We start from the raw sequence: 18293 nt of genomic DNA on the forward strand, positions 1-18293 counted from the left end.
CGGCACCGGCCGGGGCGCCCGCGCCGCGCGCCCGCCTCGCCGCGGGCGCCGCCCCGGTCGCCTCCTCGGCGAACGCGCGCCGCCCCGTCGTCACCCGGCAGGCCCCCGCGCCGCACCCGGTCAGCGCCGTGATCATCGGCTCGTCGACCGGCGGCCCGGAGGCGCTGTCGAAGGTCATCGGCGCCCTGTCCGCCCCGCCGTCGGTGCCGGTGCTCGTCGTGCAGCACATGCCGCCGGTGTTCACCCGGCAGCTCGCCGCCCGGCTCGACCGGCTCGGCCCGGCCACGGTCGTGGAGGCCGCCGACGGCGACCTGCTGCAGCCCGGCACCGTCTACATCGCCCCCGGCGACCACCACCTCGAGCTCAACCGGTCCGCGGGCCAGCTGCGCGTGAAGCTGACCGACGGCCCGCCGGTGAACTTCTGCCGCCCGGCCGTCGACGTGCTGTTCCGGTCCGCGGTCCGCGAGCTCGGCGGCCAGCTGCTCGCCCTCGTGCTCACCGGCATGGGCGCGGACGGCCGCACCGGGTGCGAGGACGTGGTCGGCGCCGGCGGCACCGTCGTGGTGCAGGACGAGCCCACCAGCGTCGTCTGGGGCATGCCGGGTGCGGTCGCGACCGCCGGGTTCGCCCACCGCGTGCTCCCCCTGGGCGAGGTCGCCCCCACCCTCGAGTCCGTGCTGGCCCGCGCCGGCTCCGGACGCCCCGCAGCAGCCCCGATCGGAGGTCGGCCGTGAGCCTGACCCAGGACACCTTCGCCTTCGTCGCCGACGTCGTGCGGCGGCGCAGCGCCATCCAGCTGGAGGCCGGCAAGGAGTACCTCGTGGAGAGCCGGCTGCTGCCGCTCGCCCGCGACGGGGGCCACGCCGGCGTCGACGCCTACGTCCGCGAGGTGCGCGCCGCGCGCCGCGAGTCCGACCTGGCCGACATCGTCGAGGCGCTCACCACCAACGAGACCTCGTGGTTCCGGGACAACACCCCGTTCTCCGCGCTCCGGACGCACATCGTGCCGGGCCTGCGCGCCGACCGCCCGGTGCTGGACGGCCTGCGGGTGTGGTCGGCGGCCTGCTCCACCGGGCAGGAGCCGTACTCCATCGCGATGACCCTGACCGACGTGCTCGGCCCGGGTGCGCGGTTCGACATCACGGCCACCGACCTGTCCGAGCAGGTGCTCGCGCAGGCCCGGTCCGGCCGGTACTCGCAGCTCGAGGTCAACCGCGGCCTGCCCGCGCCGATGATGGTCCGCTGGTTCCAGCGCAACGGCCACGACTGGCAGATCGCCGACGACCTGCGCCGCTCGATCACGTTCACCAAGCACAACCTGCTCGACCCGGCGCCCCCCGGCCCGTTCGACATCGTGTTCCTGCGCAACGTGCTCATCTACTTCGACCTCGAGACCAAGCGCTCGATCCTCGGCCGGGTGCACCGCGCGCTCCGCCCCGGCGGGTACCTGGTGCTCGGCGCCGCCGAGACCACCATCGGCGTCGACGGCGACTGGGAGCGGGTGCCCGTCGAGCGCGGGTCCGTGTACCGCCCGGTCCAGGCCGGCGCCGTGCCCGCCCCGCGGCCGGCCCCCGGCACCCTCACCGGCGCCACCCCCGCGGTCCCGGCGACGGCGCCCCGCGTGCCCGTCGCCGCGGCCCCCACGACCACCTGGCCGGTCCAGCCCCGACCTGCCACCACCCTGCCCACCGCGCCGAGGCGCCCTGCCGGACCGGCATTCGAACAAGGAGTGACGCGATGAGAGCACTGGTCATCGACGACTCGCGGACGATGCGACGCATCGTCGCGGGCGCCCTGGAGGACCTGGGGTTCAGCACCGTCCAGGCCGGGGACGGGCAGCAGGCGCTGGACCTGCTCGAGTCCGGGGAGGAGGTCGACCTCGCCTGCATCGACTGGAACATGCCGGTGATGGACGGCCTGACGTTCGTCACGAAGGTCCGGGCCAACCCGGCCTGGCGCAACATCACGCTGATGATGGTCACCACCGAGAGCGAGCACGGCCAGATCGTGCGTGCGCTCGCGGCGGGCGCCCACGAGTACCTGATCAAGCCGTTCACCACCGATGCCATCCGCGACAAGCTCGACCTGCTCGGGCTCGTCCCCGCCGAGGAGCCCGTATGACCGCCGCCGCCGTGGAGCAGGACCAGGTGTTCGCGATCGCGGAGGAGGTGTTCGCGGCGATGATCGACGGGGAGCCCGGCTACCTCCGCCCCTGGGAGGGCGAGGTGCCCGCCCCCGCGGAGCCCCTGGCCGCCTGGGTGGACGTGCACGGCGAGCTCGCCGGGCGCGCCGCCGTCACCACCGACGTCCCCACCGCGCACGAGCTGACCCGTGCCCTGCTGGGCATGGGCGCCGACGAGCCCGTCGGCCCCGAGGACCTGCAGGACGCGTTCGGCGAGGTCGCCAACGTCGTCGGCGGGAACATCAAGGCGCTGCTCCCGAGCCAGGGCACCCTCGGGCTGCCCCAGGTCGAGTCGGCGCTCCCCGCGGCCCCCGCCGGGTCGCTCACGCACGAGCTGCGCCTCGACTGGCGCGGCCGCCCGATCGTCGTCGTGGTCTCGCTGTTCCAGTGAGCCCCGGCGCCACCCAGACCCCCGCGACCACCGTCGCGGGACCCGCCACCGAAGGGAAGTGACGAGCATGATCCGCGTGCTCATCGCCGACGACAGCCGGGTGATGCGGCAGATCGTGATCCGCACGCTGCGCCAGGCCGGCTACGACTGGGACGTCCGCGAGGCGTCCGACGGCCAGGAGGCCCTCGAGGCCGTGCGGGCCGACGAGCCCGACGTCATCCTGTCCGACTGGAACATGCCGAACCTGACGGGCATCGACCTGCTGCGCGCGCTGCGCGCCGAGGGGTTCGGCACCCCGCTCGGGTTCGTGACCTCCGAGGGCTCCGAGGAGATGCGCACCACCGCCGAGGAGGCCGGCGCGCTGTTCCTCATCGCCAAGCCGTTCACCGCGGACACCTTCCGCGAGGCGATCGACCCGGTGCTGGCATGAGCGACGCCACGCCGCTGCCCGCGGCCATGGAGGTGCGCGAGCACTGGGAGGGCCTGGTCGGACGGGACATCACCGTCACGACCGGCGGCCCGATGGTCGACCCGGTGCTCAACGGCGGGGCGCTCGTCGGCGTCTACGTCGACAAGCTCATGAAGCTGTCCGCGCTCGTGCTGTTCGACCTGCCGCTCGCCGCCCACCTGGGCGCGTCGATCGCGCTGGTCCCCGCCCGCACCGCGCAGACCGCCGTCGAGGAGGAGCAGCTGCCCTCGGCCCTGGCCGAGAACGCCGGCGAGATCCTCAACGTCACCGCCGCGCTGTTCAACGTCGGCGACGCCCCGCACCTCAAGCTGGACAAGTGGTACGCCCCGCGCGAGCCGCTGCCGGCCGACGTGGCGCAGTGGGTCCTGGCGTACGTGCGCCGGCTCGACCTCGAGGTCGAGGTGTCCGGGTACGGCTCGGGCACGGCGTCGGTGCTGGTGATCTGAGGCGTCCCGCCGCGACGCGGCCCGGGTCCGTCGACGGGCCCGGGCCGCCGCGTGTTTCGGGCCGGTGAACGCTTCCCGGACACCCGCGACCGGGCCGTCACCCTTCTGCCACACTTCCCCCCATGTCCACCACCTCCCCGCGGGCGACCGCTCCGGCGTCCGCCGCGCCGAAGAACGCGGTCGACCGGTTCTTCAAGATCTCCGAGCGCGGGTCGACCATCGGCACCGAGATCCGCGGCGGTCTCGTCACCTTCTTCACGATGAGCTACATCATCGTGCTGAACCCGCTCATCCTCGGGACCGTCCAGGACGGCTCCGGGAACTTCCTGGGCGGCGGCTCCGAGCCGAACATCCCGATGATCGCCGCGACCACCGCCCTGGTCGCCGGCGTCATGTCGATCCTCATGGGCGTCGTGGCCAACTTCCCGCTGGCGCTCGCCGCGGGCCTCGGCCTCAACGCCGTCGTCGCGTACTCGATCGCCTCGCTGCCCGACATGACCTGGGCCGACGCGATGGGCATCGTGGTGCTCGAGGGCCTGATCATCCTCGTGCTGGTGCTCACCGGGTTCCGGGAGGCCGTGTTCCGCGCGGTCCCGATGGAGCTGAAGACCGCGATCAGCGTCGGCATCGGTCTGTTCATCGCGTTCATCGGCCTGTTCGACGCGGGCTTCGTGCGCATCCCGTTCAGCCAGGCCACGCCGGTCGAGCTCGGCATCGGCGGCTCGCTGGGCTCCTGGCCGCTGCTGGTGTTCGTCGTCGGCCTGTTCCTCGCGATCATCCTCATGGCCCGCAAGGTGCACGGCGCGATCCTCATCGCCATCGCCACCTCGACGGTGCTGGCGATCGTCGTGGAGGCGGTCGGCAACCTCGGCGAGCGCTCCGCCGACAACCCCGACGGCTGGTCGCTGGCCGTGCCGGCCGTGCCGGACTCCGTCGTCGCCGCGCCGGACTTCTCGCTGCTCGGCCAGTTCTCGCTGTTCGGCTCGATCGAGAAGATCGGGGTCGTCGCGGTGATCCTGCTGGTGTTCTCGGTGATGATCGCCGACTTCTTCGACACGATGGGCACGATGGTCGCCGTCGGCGGCGAGGCGGGCCTGCTCGACAAGGAGGGCAACCCGCCCCGCACCCGGTCGATCCTGGTCGTCGACTCGATCGCCGCGGCCGCCGGCGGTGCCGCCTCGGTGTCGTCGAACACCTCGTACGTGGAGTCCGCGGCGGGCGTCGGCGACGGCGCGCGCACCGGCCTCGCGTCCGTCACGACCGGCGTCGCCTTCCTGCTCGCGACCTTCCTCGCGCCGCTGGTCGGCATGGTGCCGTTCGAGGCGGCCACCCCGGCGCTGGTCGTCGTCGGCTTCCTCATGGTCATGCAGGTGTCCGGCATCGACTGGAAGAACTTCGAGGTCGCCGTCCCGGCGTTCCTGACGATCGTCCTGATGCCGTTCTCGTACTCGATCACGGTCGGCATCGGCGCGGGCGTCATCTCGTTCGTCGTGCTGAAGCTGGCGCTCGGCAAGGTCCGCAAGGTGCACCCCCTCATGTGGGTGGCCGCGGCGCTGTTCGTCGTGTACTTCCTCATCGGCCCGATCAAGTCCTGGCTGGGCGTCTGACCAGCCGCGTCGCAGCCTGACCGCGCCCGCCCGGACCCCGCGTCCGGGCGGGCGTCGTCGTCGGTGGGGGGTGGGGCGGTGCTCCGGCGGTAGGTGGCGGGCCGCGATAGGTTCGCAGACGTCCTCCGCGATCTGACAAAGGGTTCCCCATGCGTGTCTCCGTCATCGGCTGCGGCTACCTCGGCGCGGTGCACGCCGCGAGCATGGCCAAGCTCGGGCACACCGTGGTCGGGGTCGACGTGGACGCCGCCAAGGTCGAGCTGCTCGCCTCGGGCACCGCGCCGTTCTACGAGCCCGGCTTGCCGGAGCTGCTGGCCGAGGTCGGCGGCGACGGTCGGCTGACGTTCGGCACCGACATGGCGGACGCCGCAGGGGCGGCGGTGCACTTCCTGTGCGTCGGCACCCCGCAGAAGCACGGCGAGTTCCGGGCGGACCTCACCTACGTCGAGGACGCGTTCGCGGCGCTGCTGCCGCACCTGCACCCGGGAGACCTCGTGGTCGGGAAGTCGACCGTGCCCGTCGGGACCGCGGAGGCGCTCGCCGCGCGGCTCGAGGGCACGGGGGCGACGCTCGTGTGGAACCCGGAGTTCCTGCGCGAGGGCCTGGCCGTCCAGGACACGCTGCACCCGGACCGGCTCGTCTACGGCCTGCCCACCGACGACGACGGGGTGCCCACGGCGGAGGGCGACCGGGCCCGCGGGCTCCTCGACGAGGTGTACGCCGCGCCGCTCGCCGACGGCACCCCGCTCGTCGTCACCGACTACGCGACGGCCCAGCTGGTGAAGGTCGCGGCCAACAGCTTCCTCGCGACCAAGATCTCGTTCATCAACGCCATGGCCGAGCTGTGCGAGGCTACCGGCGCGGACGTCACCCGGCTCGCGGACGCCATCGGGTACGACGACCGGATCGGGCGGCGGTTCCTCAACGCGGGGCTCGGGTTCGGCGGCGGCTGCCTGCCCAAGGACATCCGGGCGTTCATGGCCCGCGCGGGCGAGCTCGGCGTCGACCAGGCGCTGTCCTTCCTCCGGGAGGTCGACGCGATCAACATGCGCCGCCGGGTGCGGATGGTGGACCTGGCCCGTGAGGTGTGCGGCGGGTCGATCGTCGGCCGGCGGATCGCGGTGCTGGGCGCGGCGTTCAAGCCGGACTCGGACGACATCCGGGACTCGCCCGCGCTGTCGGTCGCCGCGCAGATGCAGCTGCAGGGCGCGCAGGTCGTGGTGACGGACCCGCAGGCGGTGGAGAACGCGCGCCGGGCGTGGCCGGGCCTGACGTTCGCGGCGACCGCGGAGGAGGCGGTCGCGGACGCGGACGTGGTGCTGCTGGCGACCGAGTGGGCGGAGTACCGCGCGCTGGACCCGGCGCGCGTCGGGGAGCTGGTCGCCCGCCGGGCGGTCCTCGACGGCCGCAACGTCCTCGACCCGCGCGCGTGGCGCGCCGCGGGCTGGACGTACCGCGCCCTGGGCCGCCCGTAACCCGCGCGCCCTTCCGCGCGCACCTCTGCTTGCCGCCCCACGTCCGCCGAGATGGCAACTCTCGGCTCTGTGAGGACCCCCGGGTGCAGCCGAGAGTTGCCATCTCGGCGCGGGGTCATCGGCGGAGGGCGCGGCGGACCCACGTGACGGGTCGGTCGGGATGGCGGAGCACGTCGTCGGCGGTGCAGCTGATCACGCGCCAGCCGAGCGACTCCAGCGCGGCGCGGCGCGTCCCGTCGCGGAGCCACGTACGGCGGTCCGTCCGGTGGACGTCCCCGTCGTACTCGATCGCGACGCGCTCCTCCTCGTACGACAGGTCGGGCATCGCGACGACCTGTCCGTCGGCGTCCCGGACGAGGGCGTTGACGGAGGGGGCAGGAAGGCCGCCGTCCGTCAGGGTCCAGCGCAGCCGCGTCTCCATGCACGAGTCCGTGCCGGCGCGTGCGTGGACGAGCGCGTTCCGCAGTCGGCGGACGCCGCGGGCGCCAGCCGGCAGGGCCGAGACGGCGCGCTCCAGGTGCTCGGTTCGGCACAGCGGGGCCTGGCGGCGCATGAGGGCGTCCGCGGCGACCACGAGCTCGCGCGGAGGGACCGCGGTCGCGAGCTGAGTCCACGCGGCCTCGGGAAGCGTGACACGCACGCCGAGGGGCAACCGGATGAAGGGGACATCCGTCGACGAGCGACGATGGCCGACCAGACCCCGCCGACGCGGCAGCGATCGGCCTGGGCCCACCTCGACGTGGAGGTCGCCCGTCGCGTCGACGTCGAACGGGAGGTCGACGCCGAGGAGGGCGAACGCGGTGCTGTGGCAGAACACCGCGTCCGGAGGGAGCACCGGCGCGAACTCCTGGCACCGCGCCAGGACGTCGCTCGCAGCGGGTGCGGGACCAGCAGCACGCACGGAGGGAGTGGGGACGCGAAGGCCGGCGCGGCGCAGCGCGTCCTCGGGGGTGCCGACGGCGAGGCCGTCCGTGACGGTGAACGGCCCGCGGCGCAGGACGGCCGGGAGCGTGCGCGGGGGACGGGGCATGGCAGCCACGTTGCCCTCTCGCGGACTGCTGCGGCACCCCTCGCCTGGCCGCCTGTGGACAGACGCCCGCCCCGCGCGTCCGACCCTTCGCCGAGATGGCAACTCTCGGCTGTGTCTGCGACCAGTCGCGCAGCCGAGAGTTGCCATCTCGGCGGGGACGGCGCGGGCGAGGGGGAGGAAGGGTTTTGTTAGCGAAGGTAATGACGTAAGGTAACTGTTATGACCAGCGACAGTCCCGGGGAGCTCGCGGGGGAGCTGCGGGTCGCGCTCGCCAAGTCGACGCGGCGGATCCGCTCGCGGCGCGGCGGCGCCGACCTGCCCGACCCGCAGTTCAACGTGCTCGCGATCCTGCTGCGCGAGGGCCCGCTCAGCCCCGGCGCGCTCGCCGACGCCGAGCACGTGCAGCCGCCCTCCATGACCCGCACCGTGAACGCGCTGGTGGAGCTGGGCTTCGTGCGGAAGTCCGAGCACCCGACCGACGGGCGCCAGGTCGTCGTGAGCCTGACCGCGCCGGGGGAGGCCGAGGTCCGCGAGACCCGCCGCCGCCGCGACGCGTGGCTCGCCGCCCAGCTCGACACCCTGACCGACGACGAACGCCGGACCCTCGCGCAGGCCGCCGTGCTGCTGCGCCGGATCGCGGCAGGATGAGGCCGCCCGCATGAACTCGACGTTCGCGTCGCTCCGCTACTTCAACTACCGGCTGTGGTTCGCCGGCGCGCTCGTCGCGAACGTCGGCACCTGGATGCAGCGCGTCGCCCAGGACTGGCTCGTCCTCACCGACCTGTCCGACGACTCCGGCCTCGCGGTCGGGATCACGACGGCCCTGCAGTTCGCCCCGACCCTCCTGCTGTCCGCGTGGGCCGGCGTGCTCGCCGACCGGGTGAACCGCCGCAAGCTGCTGATGATCACGCAGGGCGCCCAGGGCGTGCTCGCGTTCGGGCTGGGTGCGCTGGTGCTGTCCGGGCACGCGCAGCTGTGGCACGTCTACCTGTTCGCGCTGGCGCTCGGCGCGGTCGCGGCGCTCGACCAGCCGGTGCGGCAGACGTTCGTGGCGGAGCTGGTGCCCGCGAACCGGCTGTCGAACGCCGTCGGCCTCAACAGCACGTCCTTCAACGCGGCCCGCCTGATCGGCCCGGGCGTCGCGGGCCTGGCGATCGCGGCGGTCGGCACCGGCTGGGTGTTCGTCATCAACGGGGTGTCGTTCGCGGCGACGATCCTGGCGCTGATGCTGATGCGGACCGGCGAGCTGCACACCATGCCGGTCGCCCCCCGCGCGAAGGGGCAGATCCGCGAGGGCGTGCGGTACGTCCGGGGGCGCAGCGACATCCTCGTGATCATGGCGGTCATCGGCGTCGTCTCGACGTTCGGCCTGAACTTCCAGATGACCAGCGCGCTCATGGCCCGGGCGGAGTTCGGCAAGGGCGCGGGGGAGTACGGGATCCTCGGCTCGGTGCTGGCGATCGGCTCGCTGGCCGGCGCGCTGCTGGCGGCCCGGCGCGAGCGACCCCGCGTGCGGCTGGTGATCGGTGCGGCGTTCGCGTTCGGGGTGGCGACGGGCGTCCAGGCGCTCATGCCGACCTACGTGTCCTACGCGGTGGCGTGCATCCCGGTCGGCCTGGCCTCGCTGACGATGATGACGGCCGCGAACACGACCATCCAGATGTCGACCGACCCGGTGGTGCGCGGCCGGGTGATGTCGCTCTACATGATCGTCATGCTCGGGGCGACGCCCATCGGGTCGCCGATCGTCGGCTGGATCGGGGAGCACTTCGGCCCGCGGTGGTCGATCGGCATCGGCTCCATCACGGCGCTGCTGGTGTCGGTCGCGGCGGCGCTGTGGGCGCGGAAGCGCTGGCAGGTGCAGGTGCGGTACCGGCTGCTCAGCCGCCCGCACCTCGAGGTGCTGCACCCGGAGGTCCCGGCCCCGCGGCGCGGGGTCGACCAGGTCGCGGCGCGCGAGGCGGCGGACGCGGCGCTGTAGCGGCCCGCCGCTCCACCCCGTCCCGAGCGGGTGAACCCGCGCCCGAACCCTTGCCCGATTTGTCCGATATGTGACGATCGACGGATGGCAGTCCGACGACGGGTGCTCCTCGCGGTGGCGACGCTGCTCGCGGGCGCGCTCCTGCTCGGCGGCTGGCTGGCGTTCCGGGTCTACCAGGCGGGCACGGCCCTGCGGGACCTGCAGGCCTCGGCGGACGGCGCCCGCGGGGAGGCCGACGCGCTCGACGTCCCGGCGCTCGAGGCCCGGCTGCCGGGGGCGCAGGACGCCGCCGCCCGCGCGGCCGACGCGGTGGACGACCCGGTGTGGCGGCTCGCCGAGCACCTCCCGCTCCTCGGCGACGACCTCCGGGCCGTGGCCGTCGTCGCGACCGCCGCCGACCGACTGGCCCACGACGCCGCGCCCGACCTGCTGACCGCCCTCGGCGCGGTGGTCGACGCGGGCGCGCAGCCCGCGGAGGCCGTGCCCGCGGGCTGGGTCGACCTGGCCCCGGTCGCCACCGCCGCCCCCGCCGCCGCGCGGGCCGCGACGGTGGTCGACACGCTGCGCGCGGAGCTCGCGACGCTCGACCCCGACCGGCTCGTCGGCCCCGTCGCGGGCCCGGTCACGCAGCTGCGGACCGCGCTCGACGGGGCGGCCGGGTCGTTGCAGGCCGTCGGCGAGGTCGCCGCCGTGCTGCCCGACCTGCTCGGCGCGGACGGCCCGCGCACCTACCTGCTGCTCTCGCTCAACCCGGCGGAGCTGCGGGCGCAGGGCGGCATCGTCGGCGCGGTGGCCGTGCTCCAGGTCGCGGACGGCGCGGTCGGGCTGGTGGGCCAGCGCAGCACCGTCGACCTGCCGGAGCTCGCCGCGCCCGCGCTGCCGCTGTCCGACGCCGAGGCCACGCTGTACGGCGACCGGCCGGGGCGCTGGGTGCAGGACTCCGTGCTCGTCCCCGACTTCCCGCGGGCCGCGGCGCTCGCGGCGGCGTTCTGGGAGCAGTCGACGGGCCAGGTGGTCGACGGCGTCATCGCGACCGACCCGGTGGTAGTGGCCGACCTGCTGTCCGCGACCGGGCGCACGGTGCAGGCCGACGGCGAGGAGCTGGGCGGGGACACCCTGCTGCAGGCCCTGCTGCGCGACGCGTACCTGGCGTACGGCGACCCGCGGTGGGGCGACGCGTTCTACGCGCAGGTGGCGACGGCGGCGTTCGCGGTGCTGCGCGACGCGACCGCCGACCCGGCGACCGCGCGCGTGGCCGGTCAGACCCTGCTCGACGCGGTGGACGAGCGCCGGGTGGCGCTGTGGACCGCCGACCCCGCGGACCAGGCCGTCCTCGCGCGCACTCCGCTCGGCGGCGCGTTCCTCACCGGCGACGCCGCGACCCCCACGGGGCGGGTCGGCGGGGCGCTCGGGCTCTTCCTCGACGACGCCACCGCCGGCAAGCTCGACTACGACCTCACGACGACGGTCACGGTGACGATGGCGGGCTGCGGCACCGCCGAGCCGACGGCCCGGGTGGACCTCGCGCTCGACTACCGGCCGCCGGCCGACGTGGCGGGCTACCCGGCGCAGGTGCTGGGTGACGGCCGCTCGGGCGTGCCCGCGGGCTGGCTGGCGACCAACGTGTCGTTCTGGTCGCCGCGCGACGGCCGGGTGGGGCCGGTGTCCCGCGACGGGGTGGTGGTCGGTGGGCAGCAGGCGTCCACCGCGCGGCGGGACGTGGCGGTGCTGACGTCGCGGCTCGCGCCCGGGTCCGCGGAGACGTACAGCGTGCGCGTCCCCGCGCCCGGCGGGGCGCTGACCGTGTGGACCACCCCGACGCTCACCGGGCCGGGCGTCGTGACGGGGGAGTGCCCGGCCGGCTGACGCGCTCGGGCACCCGAGGGGGCGCGCGTCGTGCCCCGGAACGGCCTGCCATCGGTCCGCGGTGCGCGCGGTGCCGCGCCGTGCCTGCGGCGTGACAGCGCCGTGCCCGCGCCGGGCCCGTCCCGCGCTGTCGCCCGACGGCGTGATTTCACCCGCCGCTCCGGCGCCGCCCCGGCGGCCCCCGCTGGACGGGCGCCCCGGCCCCCGCGCAGGTCAGGCCACCCGCCTTTGCGTCGAGCCACCTCTGACCCGGCGACATCCGCGTGATGACGCGGAACTTCCACCCCCGGCGGCCGCGCGCGTCTGCCGATCGCGTGCCTACCATGACCGAAATGTCCGATTTGTACGAATCGGACCCGAGTCCGGCAACGACGCCGGGCGCCCGGTCCTTGGGGGAGCACATGGCACACCGGCGACGCATCCTGATCGGCCTGGTCGCGGCGGCCGCCGCCGTCCTCGGCCCGGTCGCCCCGGCGCTCGCGGCGCCCACGGTCCCCGCCGTCGCGGCCCCGGTGACCCCGGCCCCCGCGGTGACGATCGGCGACTGCGAGAACCCGACCGACGTCCCCGCCGACGGCTACGCCCCGCCCACCCGGTGCGAGCTCGGCATCGCCCGCGCGGAGGCGGTGTGCCTCGCGTCGGCGCCCGCGCTGTCCTACGCGGTCGAGCCCGTCGGCACGTCCAGCTCGACCGTGACGATCACCTGGCACAACCCCGGCGGCGAGGACCTGGTGCAGTCCGGGCTGCCGCTCAGCGGGCAGGTCTACTGGCCGGGGACCGTCGTCGTGGACGGCGTGGTCGTCGACTGGCCGGGCTGGACGCAGCTGCCGGACGGGTCGTGGACCGAGCACGACGCGTACGACTACACCCGGCCGCAGATCGAGGTGACCTTCGAGGTCAACCCGAGCGCCTCGACGGTGGTCTCGTACCCGCCGGCCTCCGCGGTGTGCGCGAACCCGCCGCAGTCGCAGGTCGCGGGCGTGGTCGTCACGTCGGACGTGCTCGCCGCGCCCGAGGACGTGCAGGCGGCCTCGGCGGTGCTCGCGGTCACCGGCGCGAACGCGACGCCGTTGCTGCTCGCGGCTGGCCTGCTCCTGCTGGTCGGCGGGGTGCTGGTCGCGATCCCGGTGCGTCGCCGGCGCCACGAGGGCTGACGGGCGGCGGAGGACGCCGGGGCCGGCCCCGGCGGCCGCCCCCGCGCCCGGGGGCCGCGGGGCGGGGGGCCCCCGGGGGGGGGGGGGGGGGGGGCGGGCCGGGCGGGCCGCCCCCGCGCCCCCCCCCCGCGCCCGGGTCAGACGAGGCGGTCGACCACGTGGTCGAGGCAGGCCGTGAGCGCGAGCACGTCGTCCGGCTCCACCGCCGGGAACATCGCGACCCGGAGCTGGTTCCGCCCGAGCTTCCGGTACGGCTCGACGTCGACGATCCCGTGCGCGCGGAGGATCTTCGCGACGGTCGGCGCCTCGATCTCGGGGGCCAGGTCGATGGTGCCGACGACGGGCGAGCGCTGCTCCGGGTCGGCGACGAACGGCGACGCCCAGTCGCGGGCCTCGGCCCAGCCGTACAGGTGGCCGGCGGAGGTCGCGGTCCGCTCGGCGCACCACGCCAGGCCGCCGTTCGCGAGCATCCAGTCGACCTGCTCGGCCAGCAGCACGAGCGTCGCGATCGCCGGGGTGTTGAGCGTCTGGTCCGCGCGCGAGTTCTGCACGGCCGTCGTGAGCGACAGGAACTCCGGCACCCAGCGGCCCGACGACTCGACGCGGGCGGCGCGCTCGATCGCGGCGGGGGACAGCACCGCGAGCCACAGGCCGCCGTCGGACGCGAACGACTTCTGCGGCGCGAAGTAGTACGCGTCCGTCTGCGACACGTCCACGGCGAGCCCGCCGGCGCCCGAGGTCGCGTCGACGAGCACCAGGGCGCTCTGGTCGGCCGAGCCCGGCACCCGGCGGACCGGGGCCACGGCACCGGTGGACGTCTCGTTGTGCGGCCAGGCGTACGCGTCGACGCCGTCGGCGAGGGCCGGGACCGCCGACGTCCCGGGGGCGACCGACGTCAGCACCGGCTCGTCGAGGAACGGCGCCCGCGCCGCGGCGGCGGCGAACTTCGAGCCGAACTCCCCGAACACCGCGTGCGCCGACCGGCGCTCGACCAGGCAGAGCGTCGCGAGGTCCCAGAAGGCCGTCGACCCGCCGTTGCCGAGCGCGACCTCGTAGCCGTCGGGCAGCGAGAACAGCTCGCCGAGCCCGGCCCGCACCCGGCCCACGAGGTGCTTCACCGGCGGCTGGCGGTGCGACGTGCCGAGCAGGGTGCGCCCGGCGGCGGCCAGCGCGCGCACCTGCGCGTCGCGCACCTTGGCCGGGCCGGAGCCGAACCGCCCGTCGGCGGGCAGCAGGTGGTCCGGGATGGTCACGGCGGGCGGCGTGGTCGCGGTCACGAGCCGCACGATACCCAGGCGCGTCCGCGCGGGGCCGGAGCCGACTAGCCTGTGGACGGACGTCCGCGCACGACAGGAGGGCACCGGCGTGAGTGACCTGATCGACACGACCGAGATGTATTTGAAGACGATCTACGAGCTCACCGAGGAGGGCATCACCCCGCTGCGCGCCCGCATCGCCGAGCGCCTCGGGCACAGCGGCCCCACGGTGTCGCAGACCGTCGCCCGGATGGAGCGCGACGGGCTCCTGGTCGTGTCCGGCGACCGGCACCTCGAGCTGACCGAGACCGGCCAGAGCAAGGCCATGCGCGTGATGCGCAAGCACCGCCTGGCCGAGCGCCTGCTGACCGACGTCATCGGGCTCGACTGGGAGTACGTGCACGAGGAGGCGTGCCGCTGGGAGCACGTCATGAGCGAGCGCGTCGAGCGGCGCCTGGCCGGGCTGCTCGACCACCCGCACTTCGACCCGTACGGCAACCCGATCCCCGGCCTCGACGAGATCGGCGAGGAGCGCACCCCGGTCGGCTTCCTCGACGGCGTGACCCCGGTGGTCACCGTCGCGGTCGAGGCCGGCGGCGCGACCAAGGGCGTCGTGGCGCGGCTGGGCGAGCCGATCCAGACGGACGTCGAGCTGCTCGCGCGGCTGTCCCAGGCCGGCGTGCGGCCCGGGAACGAGATCGCGGTGGAGAAGAACGGCAACACCGTGACGGTCGGCGCCCCGGGCGCGGAGACCGTGCTGGACCTGCCGCAGGAGGTCGCGCGGCACGTCTTCCTCCGCACCTCCTGACCGACGTCCGGAGAGGGCCCCGCGGGCTGTGGCGCACGCCACCCGCGGGGCCCTCGCGCGTCGGTGACCTGCTGGGCGATGTGAGCGCTCTCTCGGGGCCGGGAAACAGTCCGTGACCGGAACGTGACAATCGGCTCGGGGGTCGGGTACCTTCGGTCCTGCTCGTCGGAACCCTCCTCCGCTCGAGCCCTTGGACGGTACGCCGAGCCCTGCCGCCGCCCGAGGTTCCGTACACACTTCGCCGGCAGGGGCGGGGGAACCACATGCGGGCACCGGAGACGGTGTCCTTGGGGTGAAGCCGCGTGACGCGACCGGGTGACCGGGAGCGGATCGCGGCCGGGTATCTCCGACCCGAACCCGACAGCTCACCTCGTAGGCGCCAGGAGAGGCTGTACGTGACCGCTAGTGCTGTGCGCGCTCGACACCGTTCCGCGCGTCGCCCCGTCACCCCCCTGACCGATCTCGCCACCGCCGCCACGGGCACCCTCGCCCTGGCCGGTCGCCGCACCGCCGTCGTCGCGGCCACCACGGGGCTCATGGTCTCCGCGGTCGCCGTCCCGGCCGCCAACGCCGCGACCGCCTCCGGCGACCAGGCCGCGCTGCCGTCGGTCGACACCGCCGCCCTGACGGCCTCGGCGAAGACGGTCCTCGAGACCGCGCCGGTCGTCACGGCCCCCGCGGACGCCGCGTGGTCGTTCGAGACCCCGGCCGTCACGGCCGTCGTCCCGGAGCCCGAGCCCGAGCCGGAGCCGGTGCGCACCACCACCACCTCCCGCTCTGCGCAGCGCGCCGCCACCGCCGAGACCGCCACCGCGACGGCCGAGGTCGCCGCCGCCGCGGTCCCGCAGTCGGTCGCCGGCAACGCCGTGCTCGAGGTCGCCGCCCGCTACGTGGGCGTCCCGTACGTCTCCGGCGGCACCACCCCGGCCGGCTTCGACTGCTCGGGCTTCGTGTCCTACGTCTACGCGCAGCTCGGCATCTCCCTGCCGCGCACGTCGTCCGCGATCAAGGCGGCCGGCACCGTGGTCTCCGCGTCCGAGGCCCAGCCCGGCGACCTGATCTGGAGCCCCGGCCACATCTCGATCTACGCCGGCGGCGACCAGCAGATCGACTCGCCCCGCCCGGGCAAGACGATCCAGTTCCGCAGCATCTGGCAGAGCAACCCGACGTTCATCCGCATCGGCTGACACGCTCCGCAGCATCTCCCGACCCGACCCCCACGGCCCGCGCGGCCGTGGGGGTCGCGTCGTCCCCGGGCCGCGCGTCCGCGCCGGGCGCCGGGCGGGCGACGTGACGTGCGGCACAAACGATGGGGTCACTCCGGCCAGGTGCGCGTACCCTGCTCTTGCTTGCCTCCCCCAGCGGGCCCGCCAGCCAGGCGGGTCCCCGAGGACCCAGGAGTGACGCCGTGCTGCTGCTGCCCGCCCCACCCAGGACGCTGCTCCTGAACGCCAGCCTCGAGCCCCTGTGCGTCGTCGGCCTGCCCCGCGCCGTGACGCTCGTGATGTCCGGCAAGGCCACCGTGCTCGAGTCCGACGGCCGCGTGCTGCACTCCGAGCACGTCGCGGTGCCCCTGCCGGTCGTCCTGTCGCTGACCCGGTACGTGCACGTGCCGATGCGCCGCCCGCTGCCGCCGACCCGCCGGACGGTGCTGCAGCGCGACGACCACCGGTGCGCGTACTGCGGCGCGCACGCCGACACGGTCGACCACGTGCACCCGCGCTCGCGCGGCGGGCGGCACGAGTGGGGCAACGTCGTCGCGGCCTGCCGCCGGTGCAACCACCGCAAGGCCGATCACCTGCTGCATGAGATCGGCTGGGAGCTCGCCTGGACGCCGTCCGCCCCCCGGGGCGCGACGGCGTTCCTGCACGGGGCGGCGGTCGACGAGCCGGCCTGGTCGCCCTACCTGGCCGCCTGACGCGGCGCGCCGCGCGCCCGTCGCCCCAAGCCTCCGTCAAGTCCACGCCACGCCGGACCCCACGGCGAGTGCGGAACGGGCATGATCGGGGGCACACTGGGACGTGCACCGGAGGAGGTCGTGGCGATGAAGCGGGACGCGGAGATCCTGGTCGGCGTGGACGGGTCGGCGGCGAGCATGCACGCCCTCGACTGGGCCGCGGCGGAGGCCCGGACGCGGGGCCGGACGCTGCACGTCGTGTGCTCGTACACGCTGCCGTCGTTCACGGCGGCGTCGCTGGACGGCGGGTACGCCGCCCTGGACGACACCGCCATCCAGCAGGGCGCGCGCGCCGTGCTGTCCGAGGCGCGGCAGCGCGCGGAGGCGCCGGGGCTCGAGGTCGTCACGACCGTCGCGACCGGCGACGCCGCGGCCGTGCTCGTCGAGATGTCCCGGGACGCCTCGCTCGCGGTCGTCGGCACCCGGGGCAAGGGCGGGTTCGCCGACCGGCTGCTCGGCACCGTGTCGTCCACGCTGCCCGCGCACGCCTACTGCCCGACCGTGGTGGTCCCGCTGCGGGACCAGCGCCGCGGCGGCGTCGTCCCGGCGGACGAGTCGACCCCGGTCGTGCGGCCGGTGCGCCGGATGATCGTGGGCGTCGACGGCAGCCCGCAGGCCGACCTCGCCCTGCGGCACGCGATCGACGAGGCGGAGGCGTGGGGCGCCGAGCTCACCGCGGTCGCCGGCGTGCCCGTCGGCAGCGGCTCCGGGGTCATGGCGTGGCTGCCGGCGACGATCGACCAGACCCAGGTGCTGGCCGACGTCACCGAGGGGCTGAACGTCGTCGTGGACCGCGCGCTCGCCGACCGGCCCGGGACGACTGTGAAGCGGGTCGTGCTCGACGGCACCGGCGCCGAGCTGCTCACCGAGTTCTCCACGGCCACCGACCTCATCGTCGTCGGGTCGCGCGGCCGCGGCGGGTTCGCCGGGCTGCTGCTCGGGTCCACCAGCCAGGCGGTGCTGCACCACGCGGCGTGCCCGGTGATGGTCGTGACCAACCGGTGCCAGGAGCGGATGGCCGCGGCGGGCGGCGGGTCGGCGGAGCAGGCCGCGGGCTGAGGCGCGGGACCGGCCGGGTGCGGGGTCGGCCGGACGCGGGGTCGGCCGGGGCGGGCGCCCGGGACCGGGTCCGGTCGGGGCCGGATCAGGCCGGGGGCGGGGGGACGTCCGGGCGGCGGACGAGCGCCGACAGGACGATCGTCGACCGCGTCCGCGCGACGAACGGCTCGGCCGCGAGGCGCTCGACGACCTGCTCCAGGTGCCGCATGTCCCGCGCGCGCACCTGGACCACGAGGTCGACGTCGCCGGTGACCGTGCTCGCCGCGACGACCTCGGGGTAGCGCTCGACGCCCGCCCGCATCGTGGCCGGGCTGGTCGAGCCGTGGCAGAACAGCTCGATGAACGCCTCCGTCTCCCAGCCGAGCGCGGCCGGGTCGAGCAGCACCGTGAACCCCCGCACGACGCCGCGCTCCCGCAGCCGGTCGACCCGGCGCTTCACCGCGGGCGCGGACAGGGCGACCACGTGCCCGATGTCGGCGTAGGACGCACGGGCGTCGACGGCCAGCTCGCGGAGGATCGCCTCGTCGATGGGGTCGAGGTCGCCGGGACGGGTGGGGGGCACGGGCCCATCCTCGCGCACGGGGCGCACCTCGGTGGGCACGCGCCGGCCCG

The 18293-nt window shown here is 75.1% G+C and carries 19 protein-coding genes and 1 riboswitch; of the genes, 16 read left to right on the plus strand and 3 right to left on the minus strand.

The features are described 5' to 3' along the window. From J5O08_RS13485 to J5O08_RS13520, 8 genes are all read left to right on the plus strand, one after another. Positions 1 to 734, plus strand: a 734-nt coding sequence (locus tag J5O08_RS13485; RefSeq protein WP_218707404.1) for a CheB methylesterase domain-containing protein, incomplete at its 5' end; no start/stop codon positions are given. Beyond that, positions 731 to 1741 carry a protein-glutamate O-methyltransferase CheR gene (locus tag J5O08_RS13490; protein WP_218707405.1) on the plus strand — a complete coding sequence of 337 codons (1011 nt, stop codon included), beginning with the start codon at positions 731 to 733 and terminating at the stop codon, positions 1739 to 1741. The genes J5O08_RS13485 and J5O08_RS13490, both read left to right, overlap by 4 nt. Further along, positions 1738 to 2121 carry a response regulator gene (locus tag J5O08_RS13495; RefSeq protein WP_147795564.1) on the plus strand — a complete coding sequence of 128 codons (384 nt, stop codon included), beginning with the start codon at positions 1738 to 1740 and terminating at the stop codon, positions 2119 to 2121. Before J5O08_RS13490 ends, J5O08_RS13495 begins: the two co-directional genes overlap by 4 nt. Beyond that, the gene (locus tag J5O08_RS13500) at positions 2118 to 2573 is read left to right on the plus strand and encodes a chemotaxis protein CheX (RefSeq protein WP_217616628.1); all 456 of its coding nucleotides are present in this window, start codon (positions 2118 to 2120) and stop codon (positions 2571 to 2573) included. The genes J5O08_RS13495 and J5O08_RS13500 overlap by 4 nt, the downstream gene beginning before the upstream one ends. A 67-nt stretch (positions 2574 to 2640) precedes the next feature. Next, positions 2641 to 3003, plus strand: a complete 363-nt coding sequence (locus J5O08_RS13505) for a response regulator (RefSeq protein WP_147797104.1) — start codon at positions 2641 to 2643, stop codon at positions 3001 to 3003. Next, positions 3000 to 3488: a hypothetical protein gene (locus J5O08_RS13510; protein WP_217616627.1), complete on the plus strand. Its 489-nt coding sequence runs from the start codon at positions 3000 to 3002 to the stop codon at positions 3486 to 3488. Before J5O08_RS13505 ends, J5O08_RS13510 begins: the two co-directional genes overlap by 4 nt. Before the next feature lie 122 nt (positions 3489 to 3610). Then, positions 3611 to 5095 carry an NCS2 family permease gene (locus J5O08_RS13515; RefSeq protein ID WP_218707406.1) on the plus strand — a complete coding sequence of 495 codons (1485 nt, stop codon included), beginning with the start codon at positions 3611 to 3613 and terminating at the stop codon, positions 5093 to 5095. Positions 5096 to 5244: 149 nt separating this feature from the next. Next, on the plus strand, positions 5245 to 6570 hold the full coding sequence (locus tag J5O08_RS13520; RefSeq protein WP_218707407.1) for a UDP-glucose/GDP-mannose dehydrogenase family protein: 1326 nt from the start codon (positions 5245 to 5247) through the stop codon (positions 6568 to 6570). A 115-nt stretch (positions 6571 to 6685) separates the two neighbouring features. Here J5O08_RS13520 and J5O08_RS13525 read toward each other — a convergent pair whose 3' ends face one another. Continuing rightward, on the minus strand, positions 6686 to 7600 hold the full coding sequence (locus J5O08_RS13525) for an endonuclease domain-containing protein (protein WP_218707409.1): 915 nt from the start codon (positions 7598 to 7600) through the stop codon (positions 6686 to 6688). 219 nt (positions 7601 to 7819) lie between these two features. Between J5O08_RS13525 and J5O08_RS13530 the strand changes: the two genes are divergently transcribed. From J5O08_RS13530 to J5O08_RS13545, 4 genes are all read left to right on the plus strand, one after another. Beyond that, a complete protein-coding gene (locus J5O08_RS13530) occupies positions 7820 to 8248 on the plus strand; it encodes a MarR family winged helix-turn-helix transcriptional regulator (RefSeq protein WP_218707410.1) in 429 nt (142 codons plus the stop codon). A gap of 10 nt (positions 8249 to 8258) precedes the next feature. Beyond that, entirely contained in the window at positions 8259 to 9581 is a 1323-nt protein-coding gene (locus J5O08_RS13535) for an MFS transporter (RefSeq protein WP_218707411.1), read from the plus strand. An 84-nt stretch (positions 9582 to 9665) separates the two neighbouring features. Continuing rightward, positions 9666 to 11447, plus strand: coding sequence for a DUF4012 domain-containing protein (locus tag J5O08_RS13540; protein ID WP_218707412.1), 1782 nt, complete (start codon positions 9666 to 9668; stop codon positions 11445 to 11447). 401 nt (positions 11448 to 11848) lie between these two features. Further along, on the plus strand, positions 11849 to 12601 hold the full coding sequence (locus tag J5O08_RS13545; RefSeq protein WP_218707413.1) for an LPXTG cell wall anchor domain-containing protein: 753 nt from the start codon (positions 11849 to 11851) through the stop codon (positions 12599 to 12601). A 137-nt stretch (positions 12602 to 12738) separates the two neighbouring features. On the opposite strand, the gene serC is transcribed toward J5O08_RS13545, so the two are convergent. Continuing rightward, on the minus strand, positions 12739 to 13878 hold the full coding sequence (gene serC / locus J5O08_RS13550) for a phosphoserine transaminase (protein ID WP_308281611.1): 1140 nt from the start codon (positions 13876 to 13878) through the stop codon (positions 12739 to 12741). A gap of 88 nt (positions 13879 to 13966) precedes the next feature. On the opposite strand from serC, the gene J5O08_RS13555 reads away from it, so the two are divergent. From J5O08_RS13555 to J5O08_RS13570, 4 genes are all read left to right on the plus strand, one after another. After that, the gene (locus J5O08_RS13555; RefSeq protein WP_217616619.1) at positions 13967 to 14665 is read left to right on the plus strand and encodes a metal-dependent transcriptional regulator; all 699 of its coding nucleotides are present in this window, start codon (positions 13967 to 13969) and stop codon (positions 14663 to 14665) included. Positions 14666 to 14889: 224 nt separating this feature from the next. Beyond that, positions 14890 to 15058, plus strand: a riboswitch (cyclic di-AMP (ydaO/yuaA leader). Positions 15059 to 15060: 2 nt separating this feature from the next. Next, complete coding sequence (locus J5O08_RS13560) at positions 15061 to 15852, plus strand: C40 family peptidase (protein WP_218707414.1); 792 nt, start codon at positions 15061 to 15063, stop codon at positions 15850 to 15852. Positions 15853 to 16073: 221 nt separating this feature from the next. Next, positions 16074 to 16583, plus strand: coding sequence for an HNH endonuclease (locus J5O08_RS13565; protein WP_246854968.1), 510 nt, complete (start codon positions 16074 to 16076; stop codon positions 16581 to 16583). A 126-nt stretch (positions 16584 to 16709) separates the two neighbouring features. Beyond that, positions 16710 to 17681 carry a universal stress protein gene (locus J5O08_RS13570; RefSeq protein ID WP_147797106.1) on the plus strand — a complete coding sequence of 324 codons (972 nt, stop codon included), beginning with the start codon at positions 16710 to 16712 and terminating at the stop codon, positions 17679 to 17681. 85 nt (positions 17682 to 17766) lie between these two features. Here J5O08_RS13570 and J5O08_RS13575 read toward each other — a convergent pair whose 3' ends face one another. Then, entirely contained in the window at positions 17767 to 18243 is a 477-nt protein-coding gene (locus J5O08_RS13575; RefSeq protein ID WP_147795577.1) for an Lrp/AsnC family transcriptional regulator, read from the minus strand. Positions 18244 to 18293: the final 50 nt, after the last annotated feature.

This window comes from Cellulomonas sp. PS-H5, assembly GCF_019265565.1.
In the GTDB taxonomy this organism is placed as follows: Bacteria; Actinomycetota; Actinomycetes; order Actinomycetales; family Cellulomonadaceae; genus Cellulomonas.

Excerpts from the sequence above, each read along its gene's own strand:
- J5O08_RS13495 (WP_147795564.1), top strand. The coding sequence starts at position 1,738 with ATGAGAGCACTGGTCATCGACGACTCGCGGACGATGCGACGCATCGTC.
- J5O08_RS13500 (WP_217616628.1), top strand. The coding sequence starts at position 2,118 with ATGACCGCCGCCGCCGTGGAGCAGGACCAGGTGTTCGCGATCGCGGAG.
- J5O08_RS13505 (WP_147797104.1), top strand. The coding sequence starts at position 2,641 with ATGATCCGCGTGCTCATCGCCGACGACAGCCGGGTGATGCGGCAGATC.
- J5O08_RS13510 (WP_217616627.1), top strand. The coding sequence starts at position 3,000 with ATGAGCGACGCCACGCCGCTGCCCGCGGCCATGGAGGTGCGCGAGCAC.
- J5O08_RS13515 (WP_218707406.1), top strand. The coding sequence starts at position 3,611 with ATGTCCACCACCTCCCCGCGGGCGACCGCTCCGGCGTCCGCCGCGCCG.
- J5O08_RS13520 (WP_218707407.1), top strand. The coding sequence starts at position 5,245 with ATGCGTGTCTCCGTCATCGGCTGCGGCTACCTCGGCGCGGTGCACGCC.
- J5O08_RS13525 (WP_218707409.1), bottom strand. The coding sequence starts at position 7,600 with ATGCCCCGTCCCCCGCGCACGCTCCCGGCCGTCCTGCGCCGCGGGCCG.
- J5O08_RS13530 (WP_218707410.1), top strand. The coding sequence starts at position 7,820 with ATGACCAGCGACAGTCCCGGGGAGCTCGCGGGGGAGCTGCGGGTCGCG.
- J5O08_RS13535 (WP_218707411.1), top strand. The coding sequence starts at position 8,259 with ATGAACTCGACGTTCGCGTCGCTCCGCTACTTCAACTACCGGCTGTGG.
- J5O08_RS13540 (WP_218707412.1), top strand. The coding sequence starts at position 9,666 with ATGGCAGTCCGACGACGGGTGCTCCTCGCGGTGGCGACGCTGCTCGCG.
- J5O08_RS13545 (WP_218707413.1), top strand. The coding sequence starts at position 11,849 with ATGGCACACCGGCGACGCATCCTGATCGGCCTGGTCGCGGCGGCCGCC.
- J5O08_RS13570 (WP_147797106.1), top strand. The coding sequence starts at position 16,710 with ATGAAGCGGGACGCGGAGATCCTGGTCGGCGTGGACGGGTCGGCGGCG.